Raw genomic sequence first — 13,741 nt, 5'->3', positions numbered from 1 at the left:
CTGCCATCCGGCCACCGCCGCGAACACGACGAAACCCAGCACGAACCAGCCGGCGTGGGACGCGTCGAGCGGAAGGGCTTCAGGCGGTTGCCGGGGTCGGGTGGGTCGGCGGCTCCGCAGATTCTGACGCCGCGGCACTCCATCCGGAGCGCACCAGTTCTCCGACGATGAAGGACACCACGGAACTGACGATGATCAGCGCGACTTGACCAGGGGCCTCCGTGCCCAGCAGCAGGACCGCCAGAATCGTCCCTGTGACGGGAAGCCGCATCACCGCTGCGGTTGCGGCGGCGAGCCCGACTGCCAGCCCCGACGTCACGCCGAAACCTGGGAAGCCGGAACAGGCTGTGGCCAGTGCCGAGCCCAGCAGCAGGGCCGGGAATACCGCACCGCCACGCAGCGCCGCCAGTGAGACCGCCCAGGCCAGTCCCTTGAAGAGGAACAGCCAGATCAGCGCCGAAACAGGCCACGCGTGCGGATCGGCGGCCAGCTCGGCCAGCGTGGCCTGACCCGACAGAGCGGCCTCTCCCGGACTGCGGCCCGTCACCAGCCCGTACGAGGCCAGCAGCACTCCCACCACGACTGCGCAGAGGACAATCCGCATCGCCGTACGGCGCATGACCCAGTCGGCCAGTTTGCTTCCGAACGTCATGGCGGCGACCACGACGCAGGCGATCACCGCGGCCAGGGGCACCCCCCACAGGAAGTCCCCCACCCCTGGCGTCTCGCTCGGCGGTACCGAGGGCAGCGCCAGTCCGCCCGTTTCCAGGCCGGTCAGGGCCCCGAAACCTGTGAAGACCAGGGCGCCGACGCCGGCGGCCAGTAGGCACGGCAGGATCAGCGCGAAGAGGCTGGGTCCGCCGAGCCCGGCCAGTTCGATGATCAGAACGGCGGCGACGATTGGGCTACCGAAGACAGTGGCAACCGCTGCTGCCGAACCGGTGGCAGCGAGCACGGCGACCAGTTGCGGGGAATCAGCCCGCCGGGCGGAGCGGACGGTCATGAGCGCGAGTCCGGCCCCCATCGCCGTGAGCGGAGCCTCCGGGCCCAGGACCGCGCCCAGCGCCAAGCTGGCCAGACCGGCCACGATGATCCCCGGCACTGCCAAGGGAGCAGGCGGTCCAGCCACCATGCCCTGCGCGGGGATGTGGCCCCCGTTGCCCGGCAGACGGGTAACCACCCAGGCCACCGCCGGCCCGGCGACAGCCAGCAGCGGGAGCGGCCACCACCAGGGAGGGTCGGCATAACCCAGCTGGTGCGGCAGGTGCTCCCACAACCCGTTCTGTGCGGCGTGTTCCAACGTCAGGAAGCCGAACGCCAGCAGCGACAGAGGCACCCCCAACAGCGTCGCCAGCACCAGCAGCTTTCGATATCCCGAATCCCGCAGCACTTGGCTGAGTTCGCGTGTCTCGGTGGGCTCCGAGGCCTGCTGCTCCATCGTTCCCGTCCCCATCTCCTCGGCCGGCCGGTGGGCACGGCGCCTGTGGGATCAGATTCACCCAGGCAGACGTCTTCGGCATCCCCGGCGCGGTAGCCCCGCCGGTCAGCGGCTGTGCCGGGTACGGCCACAGTCTTGATCCCGCCGGATCCCGAAGCCATTCGGGGAGACGTCAGGCCGGCGCTGTCCGGGAATCACCCTGTCCGGGTGCGGTCCCGCCCCCGCCCCCGCTCCCGAGAGAGGGGCATCGCAGGAGTTGAGGGGAATGTTCTGGGGTGGCACCCGATGCGCAGTGAGTCCCGGATATCACGCACTCTGTCCACTACTTGTCGTCAGGTGCGGCAGGGCCGCCGACCTGTTTCGGCAGGGCCCCTTTTGACGTCAGCCCTCTGACGGGCAGGTCCCCGAACTCGTACCCCTGTTCCTGATGCTTCTCTCCTTGCGAGCACCGCCCGTAGCGCTGCGCGAGAGGGGCGGAACTGACGCCGTGCGCCACGACACTGAGCAGCACCGTGCAGACCACGACGGGCACGACCCCGCGAGCGACGGGCGGGGCCAGTTCCTCGACTGCCAGCAGGGCGAAGATGACCGAGGCCAGCCCTCGGGGACCGAACCAGCCGACAAACAGCACGGTGGAGCGATCCAGGCCGCTGCCCGTCAGGGCCAGGGCCACCGGCACCATCCTGACCACTGTCAGGCTCACCACCGCGTACAGCCACACCTGCCAGGACAAAAGGTGGAAGGCCTCGGGCAGCACGACAGCACCGAACAAGAGCCACACCAGCAGCGACAGCACGGAAGCGGACTGTTCGGCGAAGGCAAGCTGCCATTGCGGCGCCCCCTGCCTGTACGCCGCTCCGAACGCCAGGCCGCTGACGAACGCGGCCACGAATCCGTTTCCGCCGAACTCGATAGCCGACGTATAGCTGAGCAGGGCCAGCGCGAGCACGGCCGCACCGGCGAAGTCCTCGGCCGCCCAGCCCCGGTGCAGCGCCCAGTTCAGCAGTCGACCCGCGACCAGCCCCAGGGCGCCGCCGTACGCCAGGCCGATCAGCAGTTCCACCAGCGCGCCGCCCGCCCCTCCATGGCCGCCTCCGCCCTCCGCGGCGGCGATGCCGGCAAGGGACAGCACCACGATGGGGGTGGCGATGCCGTCGTTGAGGCCGCTCTCCACGTTGATCGCCCTGCGAATCCGCCCTGGTACCACCGGATTCGACATCATCGAGGCGCCCAGCGCCGCGTCCGTCGGCGCCAGCGCGGCGCCGACGTAGAGTGCGGCCCAACCGGAGACGCCCGGGAGCAGGATGTCGGCCGTCAACATCCCAAGGCCGATGCACAGCGGCAGGCCGACCGCCAGCAGACGGGCGTACAGACGCAGGTCTGCCTGCACCGAAGGGATTGACAGGCGCGCTGCGTCGGTGAAGAGCACCCAGGTGAGCGTGATCTCAGCCAGTGCCTTGACGGTCTGCGGGGCGGGCGTCAGGTTCACCGAACCGATTCCCTCGTGCATCACCAGGCCGAGCAGTACGAAGACGACTGGCGCTGTGAGCTCTGCCTTTGCCACCCGCTGCGAACACAGGCCCCACAAGAACAGTGCCAGCAGGATCAGCGAAAACGTTGCTTCCATACCGTCCCATCGTCCCGCTGCGGCCCGGTCCGCCTCGTCAGGGGGAGTGGCCGGTAGCCGGACGGACTCCCGCGAATCGCGATCCTGACCGTAGGGCCCCTGGGTCCGTTCCCCGTGAAACCGCGCCGAACGCTTGGTGGAGATCACCCGAAGCCGTCGTGGAGCCCGGGTGGAAGGACATCAGGGCGATGACCGTTGGGTGAGCCGACACCCCGCGTCCAGCGCATCGCCGTCCACACGCTGCGGCAGGCGGCGTGCGGTTGCGGCGTGCGGCACCGGCCGCAGACCGGTAAGAGGATCGGCAGCGAAGCCACGGATGCCCCGCACATGCTGCGGGGCATCCGTGATCCACTCGCTGATCGCGATCAAGGAGCGGGCCCCGGTCAGCACCGCCGAGACGGCCGCGCACAGCAACGCGGGGACCGGATACAAAATGCCTTTGCCGCCGCCGGGGCCGTACACGGCCTGGAACCCCATCTGACATCCGGCTGACATTGCGCCCGCCCATGGCAGGTCTACGCGTCGATCCAGCTACCGGCCCACCTCACCAGCTCTTGGTCGGCAAGGCTCGGGACCCACAGATCGGCGTGCTTCGCCTCCGGCGCCTCTGGGCGCGGCCCGATGCCGATGACCCGCAGGCCCGCCCGGCGGGCCGATTCCATGCCGGTGAACGAGTCCTCCACGGCCAGAGCCTCCTCGGGCGGTACACCGCAGAGGCGGGCGGCGACTCTGTACACGTCGGGCTCGGGCTTCGGCCGGATGTCTTCGCCGGCCACCACGACATGGCTGAAGGAGCTGAGGAGTCCGGCCCGGTGGAGGCACGATTCCACCATCTCCCGAGGGCAGTTGCTCGCTACCGCGAGGGGGAGGTGGCGAGCGGTCAGCCGGACCAGCGCGGCGGCGCCCGGCATGGTCACGGGGTTCTGGTCGACCAGTGCGGTGAAGGTGGTGAGGAGTGTGTCGGCCAGGTCGTCGCCGAGGTTGGGCTTTCCGGTCTCCTCGGCCATGAGCGCGCCGCACTCGCTGTAGTGCACGCCCTTGGCGCGGTCGGCGAACCCGGTCGGCGGTTTGAGGCCGAACAGCCGGAAGGTGATGTTCCGGGCCTCCTGCCAGTGCTGTTCCGTGTCCATCAGGGTTCCGTCGCAGTCGAAGACGATGGCGGACGGCGACCACAAAAGGATGTTTCGAGCTGTCATGTCATTGCCGATCTCGGAGGCTGCACCGGCCGGTTCGTTGCGCGGGCGCAGGCAGGACACACGAGGGTGCCGGGATGATGCGTGGTCCACTCGATGAAATGAGAGGGAACGGGCGATGTCGCACGGCTGTTGCGGCCGTGGGGCTATGACCGGGCGCGCTATGGAGGACGCGCGTCGTCGCTTTCGGCTGAAGCCGAAAACATCGTGGCCGTTACGTTAATTCGGCCTTGCTGATTTCCGCAATCACCAATTCGAGTGGACGGAAGCGTCCCGGCCGAAGGTGACCGGCGTCCGCGTGCGGGGTGACGAGTGAGGCCGTAGCACCCGTGAGGCCATCAACATGCCTGGCAGGAGGTGCTGCGGCAGTGTTGTTCGGGGCGGATTTGCCACGCCCTGGCGAACGATCCCGCTCTGCGGGGTGATGGATTGTGTGAATATTCCCCCGCCCGCGCGCAGGCGACGAATAATAAGATCTTCGCGCGATGCGACTGTGCCCTCCGTGGGGAGGGTTTGAACTCTCCTGTCGTGGCGCTAGTACATTTGAGCGAAGGTGGAACTGAAGTGCAGGAAAGGGCGCGTGCGACCCGCAGAGTGCTGCTGGAATCAGCAGCACATCTATTTGTCGAACGGGGATATGCGGGAACGAGTGTCAATGACATAAGTGATCACTCGGGAAAGACCAGTGGGGCCATCTATTTCCATTACTACAGCAAGGAGAAGCTTGCGCTGGCGGTGGTGCGCGAGCAGTTCGCCACCTGGCCGCAACTCGCCGCCCTCTATGCCACGCCCGGTATTCCTCCGCTTGAGAAACTGGTCGTCCTCAGCTTCGGTGTCGCACGGTCCCTCAGTGAGGACGTCGTGGCCCGCGCGGGCGCGCGGCTGTGGGCGGAACGCCACGGCATCGAGGCCGCCCTGCCCACGCCGTTCAATACCTGGGCGTCGGCTGCCACCAGGCTCCTGACTCAGGCCCGCATGAGAGGTGAACTCGCGGCAGGGGTCGAGCCGTCGGCCGCGGCTGTGACGCTCGTGTGCGCGTTCTTCGGTCTCTGTGTGCTGACCGATGATCTGCCGGGCGGGCGGGGCTGGAGGGAGCAGTTGGACCAGTGGTGGCTGCTGATACTGAAGTCCCTGCAGGCGGACCCGGACCCGGCCGCTCTGCTTGCCCGTGCGCGGGCTCGCGTCTCGTTGTGAGCCAGGGGTTCTGTTCAGACGTACGGGCTGGCCCCATGGCGCCGCCCGGTCGGCCGAAGGCCGAGTCAAGACCGTCGGATGCGGAACGGGCTGCGCTGTAGGGGTGGGTGCGGCGTCGTTCCACGATGCAGGCGTGGGGTTTGTGATGCCGGATCATCCTGGCTTGTACCGAGGGCGCCTCGAACAAGGATGTGGCGGCCCGGCTCGGTTCCACACCTCAGGCGGTGGGCCGTTGCCGGTCTCGGTTCGTCCAGTGCCGGATTGCCGGCCTGGGCGACATGCCGCGTCCTGGTGGGCCGGGGACGGTGACGGACGAGCAAGTCGCCCCGGCGGTCACGAAGACGTTGGAGCCCACCCCGGCGAGTGCAACACACACTGATCGACCTGGGTGATGGCGAAGGAGGCGAGGCCTGTCGCAGTCGTCGGGGTCACGGATCTGGCAGGCGTTCGGGCTGCAGCCGCACCGGTCGGAGACTCTCAGACTGTCGACCGGCCCGTACGTCATCGAACGTGACACCGGCGGCCCCGTACGCGCCGCACGCAGTCGCGCCGTCGGGCGACCTGGACGCCCTCCCGCTCGACCCGTGGCCCAGCGACAAGAAGACCCTGAGCAGCCCCGCCGCCTGCGGCCACCTCGCCGAACTCCTCGCGCACCTTGGCGTCCGCGCCCTGCGCTGGGCCAAGGCAATATGTTTCCAGTCTGCAACAGATTACAGTCCGGCGTGTCGATGAACGCGGCCCCGCGAGGCGGGCGGAACCACTGTCGAGCGGCAGACGGCCGCCCCTCGCACTGAGGGCCCACGCGTCACGGATGGCGCAACGCCGACGCGCACCGCGCGACAGTCCCTTCCCCCTTGACCACACTGGGAGCCGGGACAGCCAGCCGGGGCCTGCCGCCGCGCGGGCGGATTGCGGCAGGCGAGGCCCCCCGGAACGCGGAGGCAACACGCCATGACCAGCACCACACCGGGACGCGGTGACGCACTGGTCCTGTTCGGGATCACCGGCGACCTGGCCAAGAAGATGCTGCTGCCCGCCCTCTTCCGGCTCTCGCTCCGGGGCTTCCTCCCCGAGCGGGTCGTCGGTGTCACCCACGGCGGCTGGACGCTGGAGCGACTGCGCGCGCACGCCCACGACAGCGTCGCCGACCACGGTCCCTTCGACGAGGGCGACTTCGCCCGCTTCGCCGGTGCGCTGCGGCTTGCCACCATCGACTACGACGACCCCGGGAGCTTCCGGTCCATCGCGGAACAGGCCGACGGCTGCCGCATCCTGGTCCACTACCTGGCCATCCCGCCCAACCTGTACGCGCGTGCTGCCGAACGCCTGGCCCAGGCGGGACTGAACGGTGAAGCACGGCTGGCTGTGGAGAAGCCCTTCGGTCAGGACCTGGCCTCCGCACGCGCCCTTCAGGCGGACCTGACCCGGCACTTTCCCGACGAGCGGCTGCTGCGGGTCGACCACTTCCTGGGGAAGGACGCGGTGGAGAACCTGCTCGCGTTCCGCTTCGCCAACACGATGCTCAGCGGGGTACTCCAGCGTCCGCTGATGCGCAGTGTGCAGATCACCCTGGCCGAGGACTTCGGCGTCGAGGACCGCGGCGGCTTCTACGACAGCACCGGCGCCCTGCGCGACGTCGTGCAGAACCATCTGCTGCAGATGCTGGCGTACTTCGTGATGGAGGCACCGCGCACGGGCTCCGCCCAGGACATCCTCAACGAGCGGGTACGGGCGCTGAAGGCCGTGCGCACCGTGCTCCCCGAGGACTGCGTACTCGGCCAGTACGCGGGATACCTGGACGTGCCGGGGGTGCGGCCGCAGTCGCGGACCGAGACCTATGCCGCGTTGCGGACCTGGGTCGACACGGACCGCTGGGCCGGCGTTCCGTTCACCATCCGGACGGGCAAGGCCCTTGCCAGGACGGCGACCGAGATCGTTGTCGAGTTCCACCGGCCGACCCCGCGCTACTACCACACGGCCTGCACCCAGGACGCGACTCCCGACCTGGTACGCCTGAGGATCAGCCCCCGCCCCGGCGCCTCCTTCCACCTGTTCGTCCAGCGCCCCGGCGACCCCTCCCAGGTGGAGCCGGTCACCGCGGCCGTGGACTTCACCGGCCTGAGCGGCGACAACGTGACCGCCTACGAGTACGTCCTCGCCGACGCCCTCGCCGGGGATCCCCGCCGTTTCACCCGGATGGACCTCGTCGAGGAGAGCTGGCGCATCGTCGGCGACATCCTCGACCCCGGCACGGCTCCTCTGCCGTACGAACCGGGCGGCAGCGGCCCCGAACAGGCCGAACGCCTGACGACCGATGGCCGTTGGCTGCCGCACGCCGACGCCTGACGGCCTTGCACCCGCCCGGCGCCCAGGGGCGGCGGCCGGCGGGGGCGGACACGGTGGCGCCCGCGGGCGGGTGGTTCAGCCGCGGCTGCGGCGGCGTTCGGCGGAGGACGGCGTCAGCGTGCGGAGCCGGTCACGGACGGCGCCGAGGGCATCGGCCAGCGCCTCGGTCCGGGGCTCGTCCAGTGCGTCGAACATGCCCTTCTGGACGACCGCGACATGGCCGGGGAGCACCTTCGCCAGCAGTTCGCGTCCCTCGTCGGTGAACTGCAGGTAGCTCAGGTCGCCGTCGCGCCGGAGGCTCAGGCGCCCCAGCGCAGGGCGATGGTGTCGCCCGCGTTGATCACCTTGCTCCGGCTGGCGGAGGCGAACGCGGAGCCGTCGACGCTGGCCTTCCAGGTGTTGGACCCGCTGTTGGCCTTGCCGTTGACAGTGGTGATCGTGCCGGTGCCCGACGACGGGGTCACGGCGGTCACGCAGCCGGACGGGGTGGCCGCGCCGGTGGCCGCGTCCAGGACTGTCCCGAGGGTGGTCGTGGTTCCCGTGGGTGTGAGGGCGACGGAGCAGACCTTCAGGTTCCCCGCGCCGTCGTCCACGGTCAGGGCGAGCTTCGTGGCCGTGCCCGAGGTGAGCGTTCCCTGCGCTACCCACTGTGTGGCGCCGCTGGTCGTCGGCACCGGGGGAGTGGAGGTGAAGCCGCCGCCGGCGACAGCGCGCAGGCCGTCGATCGATGCATAGGCCGCGGGGGCTGTGTCGCTGGGCAGGTACTTGAAGCCGCCGCCGGGGTTGAACTGCTGGGCGATGAGAAAGTCCACCGGCGTCTTGCCCGCGGAGGTGAGGAAGTCGCCGGTCTGCGCGTTGATGCCGCAGGCGTTGAGGCCCGAGACGGCCCAGCCGTTGGAATCGGTGTTGACGCCGAACATGGCATTGAACGCACCGCTGCCGGGCACCAGCTTGCTCTTGAGGAACGCCTTGGCCTGGGCGATGTCCGTGTCGGTGTTCGGTACCCCGGAGACGCAGAGCGCGGCCATGGCGGCCCCGGTCATGTCGATGTCGCTGGTCGCGCCGAGCTGACTCGGGTCGCCTTCCGCCTTGCTGTAGTTCCAGCCGCCGTCGTTGTGCTGGTTGGCGCGGACGCGCGTGATCAGGGAATCGCGCAGGGCCTGGGGTATGCGCTGGGCCCCTGCCTGTGTCTTGGCGCCGCCGAGGGCGAGTGCGGCGAACACGGTGCCGTTGAAGTTGGCCGAGGGTCCGAAGTAGCCCGGCTCGGATGTCTGCCAATAGCTGTAGATGTCACCGATGAGGTTGCGGGACGCGGAGACCCGGGAGGGGTCGATGCCGGCCGCGTAGGCGTTGAGAGCCGCCCGCTCGTAGTCCGTGACCACGGGTGTCGTGGAAGGCCAACTCGTTGTGGAGAGAAGGGTGCGGTACACGGATCTCGCGTTCTTCGTGGCATCGCCTCCCGGTGTGACATCGACGACAGCGGTGCCCGCGGCGGCGAGCGCGCTGAACGCCCACTCGTTCGACAGCCCGGCTCCCGCGTAGGAACCGTCGGCGGCCTGGAGGGACTTGAGGTAGGTGACGCCGTTGGTCTTCGAGGTGGCGATCTGCGCGGGCGTGGCCGTTGCCGCCGCGGGCAGCACGCTGAGGCAGAAGGCCCCGATGGAGGCGGCCGCCGTGAACGCGAGGCGGCGTGGGATCAAGTGACGGGACATGGCCTGCTCCTGGGATGAGGGGCGCGCAGACCGTACCCACGCCCCGACCGGTCGGCGGGCAGCAGCGGGCAGGGCCGCCGCCCGAACGCGTGGACCGGCTTCCTGTGGTGCATCGCCGTATGGGCATTCGGGCTCGGAACGGCCCTCAGCCGTTCCATTACCGCTGCGCGTCAGCCCCGGAGTCTCACCGGGTTCCCCCATCTGGCAGCCCAGGACGCTACCCCAGTCGGTCTGCTCCCGCCAGACACCCCGTGAAGCGCTCTTCTTCACCCGTGGCCATGTCTTGACGGGTCGTGTACATGCGTGCTGCAATCCGGCTGATACGCACTGAGTTCCAGGGGAAGCCGGTCTGATTCCGGCGCTGACCCGCAACCGTAGGCCCGGCACTGCCGGGCGAGCCGGAATGCCTGGAGCTTGATCTTCAGCGAGAAACGCCGTCGCGGACTACGGCGTGGTCGACCAGCCTGCCGCCCCACGGTACGTCGTGCGCGGTGACGGCTCCACAGCCACGTTCCTGTCCCTTCGGACACCGAACGAGGGGGCCGTGGTGAAGACCGCACAGCGAAGAGAGCGGCAGGCGGGGGCCAGAACGCTTCTGTCCTTGATGTCCGTAGCGTTCCTGTTGCTTGCCATGTCTATGACGTTTGTCGCGGTGACCCCGGCGCAGGCTGATCCCCTCGACGCCTGCACGCCTTCCAAGGGCGCGATCGTCGCTGTCGACTTCGGCCCGTTCGGGGGCGGGGTCGAGCGTGGCTGCGACGCGACACCCACCACAGGGTACGAACTCCTGCACGAGGCGGGTTTCACCACGGAGGGCACCCAGCACGACGGCCCGGCCTTCATCTGCCGTATCGGTCTCGGCTCGGGCACCCAGTACCCGACCACGGACACCGAGTCCTGCGTGCTGACCCCGCCGGCCACGGCCTACTGGTCGTACTGGCTCGCCTCGCCGGGCCAGAACAAGTGGACCTACAGCCAGTACGGGGCCATGGACCGCAAGCCCAAGGACGGCGACGTCGACGCCTGGGTGTACGGCGGCACGGACATCGGGGGCACCACCGGCAAGCCGGCCTTCACCCCCGACGAGGTACGCGCCGGAGGCGGCGGCACCGAGAGCCCCGACCCCGGCGGCACACCGACGGTCCCGGCAGGCGAGATCAACGTGCCCGCCGCAGCGGCCTGGGTCGAGGGCGCACTCACAGACGGTGAACGCGTCGTGGACGACGGCGCCGACACCGCCAACTACCTGCTGACCACCGAGGCCGCCTACGCCTTGGCCGCCGCGGACAGCGACAGCGTCACGCTCGACAAGGTCACCGCGTTTCTCGCCGCCCACACCGACGACTACGCGTATCCGGCGGGCAAGGACCAGGCTCCCGACGCGACGGCTGCCGCCCGCCTAGCCCTGCTGGCCGAGGCCACGGAGGCCGACCCGCACCACTTCGGCGGCCACGACCTGATCGCCGACCTCGTCGACAACGTCTGCGCCGCGGGCCCCGACTCGGGCAGCCCCACGCCCGGCTGCACCGCCAAGGGCGACTTCCGTAACGCCGCGTACGCCGACGGCCAGGCCCTCGCCGTACTCGCCGTGCTGCGCGCCGGCGCCGTACCCCCGGCCGCGACCGTCGAGCGGCTGACCCAACTCCAGTGCGACGACGGCGGGATCACCAGCATCCTGATCAGGCCCGGCGAAAACTGCGACGGGGACCCCGCCACGACCGGCCTCGTTGCCCTCGCCCTGCAGCAGGCGGGTGGCCGGGACACCGCGGTGGGCAACGCCCGCGTCTACCTGAAGAAGGCACAGCGCGAGGACGGTTCGTTCCCCGGCTACACCGGCGCCACGACCGGCAGCATCTACGCCACGGGCTACGCGGCGCAGGCCCTTCGCAGCCTCGATGACACCGTGCAGGCCGACGCCGCCGTCTCCTGGCTCTCCCGTCAGCAACTGGACGGTGGCGGCTTCGGGTTCGAAGAGGGGGCCACGGACGCGGCCCTCTACCCGACCGCGCCCGCGATGCTGGCCGGCGCGGGCACCGATCTCTTCCAGCTGACGACGAAGAAGACGGAGCCCACCGACCCGCCGACGACAGAGCCGCCCACCACACAGCCGCCCACGAGCGACCCGACGCTCCCGGCCGGCGAAGGCCCGGACCTGAAGAAGGGGGTCGCCTACCTCACCCGTTCGTCCAACCTCAAGCAGGGCCAGTACTACGTCTCCGGCGCCGCATCACCTCGCGCGGATTTCGGCCTCACCATCGACGGGGCGTACGCACTCGCGGCCACCGGCCTGGACAACGACAAGCTGCGCGGCATCATCGACTTCCTCGACAAGGGCGGTAAGGACGGCGACGGACGGACCCTTCAGGACTGGACCCTGACCGGGACGAAGTACGCGCTCGGCGGGTCCATCGGCAAGGCGGCACTGCTGGCCGAGGCCGTCGGGCGCGATCCGCGCTCCTTCGGCGGCCATGACCTCATCGCCGCGTTGGACAAGGCGGTGTGCACCGGGCCGAGCGCAGCTCCGGACCGCAGCTGCGCCGCCAAGGGCTCCTACACCAACGCCCCTTCCGTGTTCTCCCAGTCCCTGGCGGTCATGGCCCAGCTGCGGGCGGACGAGAAGGAAGCGGCGCAGGAACCGATCGCCTATCTCGAAAGCCTTCAGCACGACACCGGTGCCTGGCCCAGCCTGATCCCGGCCACGGGCGACTCGGAGGTCGACTCCACCGCCATGGCGGCCATGACGCTCGACCTGGCGGGTGGCGAGAAGGCAGACAAGGCCGTCGACAAGGCGCTGAAGTGGCTTGCGGGCAGGCAGTTGGCCGACGGGGGCTTCCCCGGCGCGGCCGGCAACTCCGTCAACTCGGCAGCGCTGGCGGTCCAGGGGCTGTCGCTGGACTCCAAGGAGTACCGCACCGAGATCGCCAAGGCCCGTAAGTTCCTGGCTTCCCAGCAGAACACCGACGGCGGCTTCAGGGTCGCGAAGGAAGGACAGAGCGGCTCCGATCTGCGTGCCTCCACCCAGGCCGTGAGTGGGGCGACCGGCGTTTCGTTCGGCACCCTGGAGCGCAGCCTGACCGGCACGAGCCCCCAGCCCACGCCCAGCGCTTCCTCTCCGCTGATCGTCACCCCCGGCGGCAACACCGGCGGCGTCATTGACACCGCTACCGATGGTTCCGGTGGGGGAGCGCTCGCCTCGACCGGCGCGCAGATCGGCGCCCTCGTCGGGTCCGCCGCCCTGCTCGTCGCCGCCGGCCGGCGCACAGTCGTTGTCGCCCGGCGCAGGGCCGCCGCAGGGGGCCGCATATGAGCACCTCCGTGTGGCGCAGAGCCGTACAGGCGGCGGCCGCCCTCGTGCTGTCGACGGCGGCGCTGACCGTGACCGCACCGTCGGCTGCGGCGGCCCCGCAGCCGATGGGCCGGTGCACCACCACGTCCGGAGTCGTACTCGCGGTCGACTTCAGCCATTGGGGCGGTCCGGTCTACCGCTCCTGCGGCTCCACTCCCACCACCGGTTACGAGCTGCTCAACCAGGGCGGCTGGCGCACCACCGGTACCGGCCATGACGGGCCCGCCTTCATCTGCCGGATCGGCTACAGCGGTCAGCAGGGCGGCAAGCAGTACCCGACGCCGCAGCAGGACGACTGCGTGCTGACACCTCCCGCGTCCGCCTACTGGTCGTACTGGCACGCCGACCCGGGCGCGAACACCTGGGAGTACAGCCAGCTCGGCGCCATGCTCTACAAGCCGAAGCCCGGCAGCGTCGACCTGTGGATCTTCGGCGGTACGGACATCGGCGGAACGAAGGGGCTCCCGCAGTTCACGCCCGACCAACTGCGCGCTCACAACACCAAGGCGACGGGGAACCCCGGGAAGCCCGCGTCGACCGAGCGGGCGCCCGCGCTCCCGCCCGGGACCGACACCGGCCCTGCCCCGGAGACGCCTAGACCCACGCCGTCGAAGTCTCGTTCCGCCGCGGCGAAGCCGTCCCGCCCGGCGTCGCCCAGTCCGTCGGAGTCCGCGTCATCCAGCCCGTCCGCGAGCCCCAGCGGCACGCCGAAGGACGAGAAGGCGGCCGCTCAGCCCCCGGTGCTCGACGCCGCCCCAGCCGCCGATGCGAAACATGACGCCGGTTCCCTCCTGCCTGCGGTGATCGGTGGCTCGCTGATCGTGCTCGTCGGCGGGGCTGCGGTGTTCGTCGCCAAACGCCGACGCCGCACGGAGTAGCCGCGTG

Annotated in this window: 11 protein-coding genes and 2 riboswitches; of the genes, 5 read left to right on the top strand and 6 right to left on the bottom strand. The window is 69.9% G+C overall.

The window, feature by feature from the left end; all coding sequences use genetic code 11:
• Window positions 1–79 precede the first annotated feature (79 nt).
• The 4 genes from OG322_RS02110 to OG322_RS02095 all read right to left on the bottom strand — a co-directional run bounded on the left by OG322_RS02110 (window position 80) and on the right by OG322_RS02095 (window position 4,261).
• Window positions 80–1,438: a chloride channel protein gene (locus OG322_RS02110; protein ID WP_329305952.1), complete on the bottom strand. Its 1,359-nt coding sequence runs from the start codon at window positions 1,436–1,438 to the stop codon at window positions 80–82.
• Between the two features lie 322 nt (window positions 1,439–1,760).
• A complete protein-coding gene (locus tag OG322_RS02105) occupies window positions 1,761–3,065 on the bottom strand; it encodes a cation:proton antiporter (protein ID WP_123464752.1) in 1,305 nt (434 codons plus the stop codon).
• A gap of 180 nt (window positions 3,066–3,245) precedes the next feature.
• On the bottom strand, window positions 3,246–3,542 hold the full coding sequence (locus OG322_RS02100) for a transposase family protein (protein WP_260146935.1): 297 nt from the start codon (window positions 3,540–3,542) through the stop codon (window positions 3,246–3,248).
• 38 nt (window positions 3,543–3,580) lie between these two features.
• Complete coding sequence (locus OG322_RS02095) at window positions 3,581–4,261, bottom strand: HAD family hydrolase (protein ID WP_123466384.1); 681 nt, start codon at window positions 4,259–4,261, stop codon at window positions 3,581–3,583.
• A 561-nt stretch (window positions 4,262–4,822) separates the two neighbouring features.
• Between OG322_RS02095 and OG322_RS02090 the strand changes: the two genes are divergently transcribed.
• The 3 genes from OG322_RS02090 (at window position 4,823) to zwf (ending at window position 7,798) form a co-directional block, all read left to right on the top strand.
• Window positions 4,823–5,452 (top strand): ScbR family autoregulator-binding transcription factor, encoded by a 630-nt coding sequence (locus tag OG322_RS02090; RefSeq protein ID WP_241200319.1) that lies wholly within the window; start codon window positions 4,823–4,825, stop codon window positions 5,450–5,452.
• Between the two features lie 152 nt (window positions 5,453–5,604).
• On the top strand, window positions 5,605–5,844 hold the full coding sequence (locus tag OG322_RS02085; protein ID WP_323179871.1) for a helix-turn-helix domain-containing protein: 240 nt from the start codon (window positions 5,605–5,607) through the stop codon (window positions 5,842–5,844).
• A 559-nt stretch (window positions 5,845–6,403) separates the two neighbouring features.
• Complete coding sequence (zwf, locus tag OG322_RS02080; RefSeq protein ID WP_329305951.1) at window positions 6,404–7,798, top strand: glucose-6-phosphate dehydrogenase; 1,395 nt, start codon at window positions 6,404–6,406, stop codon at window positions 7,796–7,798.
• Window positions 7,799–7,873: 75 nt separating this feature from the next.
• Here zwf and OG322_RS02075 read toward each other — a convergent pair whose 3' ends face one another.
• Together OG322_RS02075 and OG322_RS02070 are read right to left on the bottom strand one after the other, a co-directional pair.
• Window positions 7,874–8,029 carry a hypothetical protein gene (locus OG322_RS02075; protein ID WP_329305950.1) on the bottom strand — a complete coding sequence of 52 codons (156 nt, stop codon included), beginning with the start codon at window positions 8,027–8,029 and terminating at the stop codon, window positions 7,874–7,876.
• A gap of 68 nt (window positions 8,030–8,097) precedes the next feature.
• Window positions 8,098–9,510 (bottom strand): hypothetical protein, encoded by a 1,413-nt coding sequence (locus tag OG322_RS02070; protein ID WP_329305949.1) that lies wholly within the window; start codon window positions 9,508–9,510, stop codon window positions 8,098–8,100.
• A 107-nt stretch (window positions 9,511–9,617) separates the two neighbouring features.
• A riboswitch (cobalamin riboswitch) is annotated at window positions 9,618–9,745 on the bottom strand.
• A gap of 103 nt (window positions 9,746–9,848) precedes the next feature.
• A riboswitch (cobalamin riboswitch) is annotated at window positions 9,849–9,918 on the top strand.
• Window positions 9,919–10,114: 196 nt separating this feature from the next.
• Between OG322_RS02070 and OG322_RS02065 the strand changes: the two genes are divergently transcribed.
• On the top strand, window positions 10,115–12,817 hold the full coding sequence (locus OG322_RS02065) for a prenyltransferase/squalene oxidase repeat-containing protein (protein WP_405698919.1): 2,703 nt from the start codon (window positions 10,115–10,117) through the stop codon (window positions 12,815–12,817).
• Complete coding sequence (locus OG322_RS02060; RefSeq protein WP_329305948.1) at window positions 12,814–13,734, top strand: hypothetical protein; 921 nt, start codon at window positions 12,814–12,816, stop codon at window positions 13,732–13,734. Before OG322_RS02065 ends, OG322_RS02060 begins: the two co-directional genes overlap by 4 nt.
• The last annotated feature ends 7 nt before the right edge of the window (window positions 13,735–13,741 follow it).

Origin of the sequence: Streptomyces sp. NBC_01260 (assembly GCF_036226405.1) — a bacterium.
Taxonomy (GTDB): Bacteria; Actinomycetota; Actinomycetes; order Streptomycetales; family Streptomycetaceae; genus Streptomyces; species Streptomyces laculatispora.
Note: the sequence above shows the minus strand (reverse complement) of the source record. Positions and strands in the feature narration are given on the sequence as shown.

Coding starts and splice junctions, on each gene's coding strand:
- OG322_RS02065 (WP_405698919.1), top strand. CDS start 10,115: ATGTCCGTAGCGTTCCTGTTGCTTGCCATGTCTATGACGTTTGTCGCG.
- zwf (WP_329305951.1), top strand. CDS start 6,404: ATGACCAGCACCACACCGGGACGCGGTGACGCACTGGTCCTGTTCGGG.
- OG322_RS02100 (WP_260146935.1), bottom strand. CDS start 3,542: ATGGGGTTCCAGGCCGTGTACGGCCCCGGCGGCGGCAAAGGCATTTTG.
- OG322_RS02105 (WP_123464752.1), bottom strand. CDS start 3,065: ATGGAAGCAACGTTTTCGCTGATCCTGCTGGCACTGTTCTTGTGGGGC.
- OG322_RS02060 (WP_329305948.1), top strand. CDS start 12,814: ATGAGCACCTCCGTGTGGCGCAGAGCCGTACAGGCGGCGGCCGCCCTC.
- OG322_RS02070 (WP_329305949.1), bottom strand. CDS start 9,510: ATGTCCCGTCACTTGATCCCACGCCGCCTCGCGTTCACGGCGGCCGCC.
- OG322_RS02095 (WP_123466384.1), bottom strand. CDS start 4,261: ATGACAGCTCGAAACATCCTTTTGTGGTCGCCGTCCGCCATCGTCTTC.
- OG322_RS02110 (WP_329305952.1), bottom strand. CDS start 1,438: ATGGAGCAGCAGGCCTCGGAGCCCACCGAGACACGCGAACTCAGCCAA.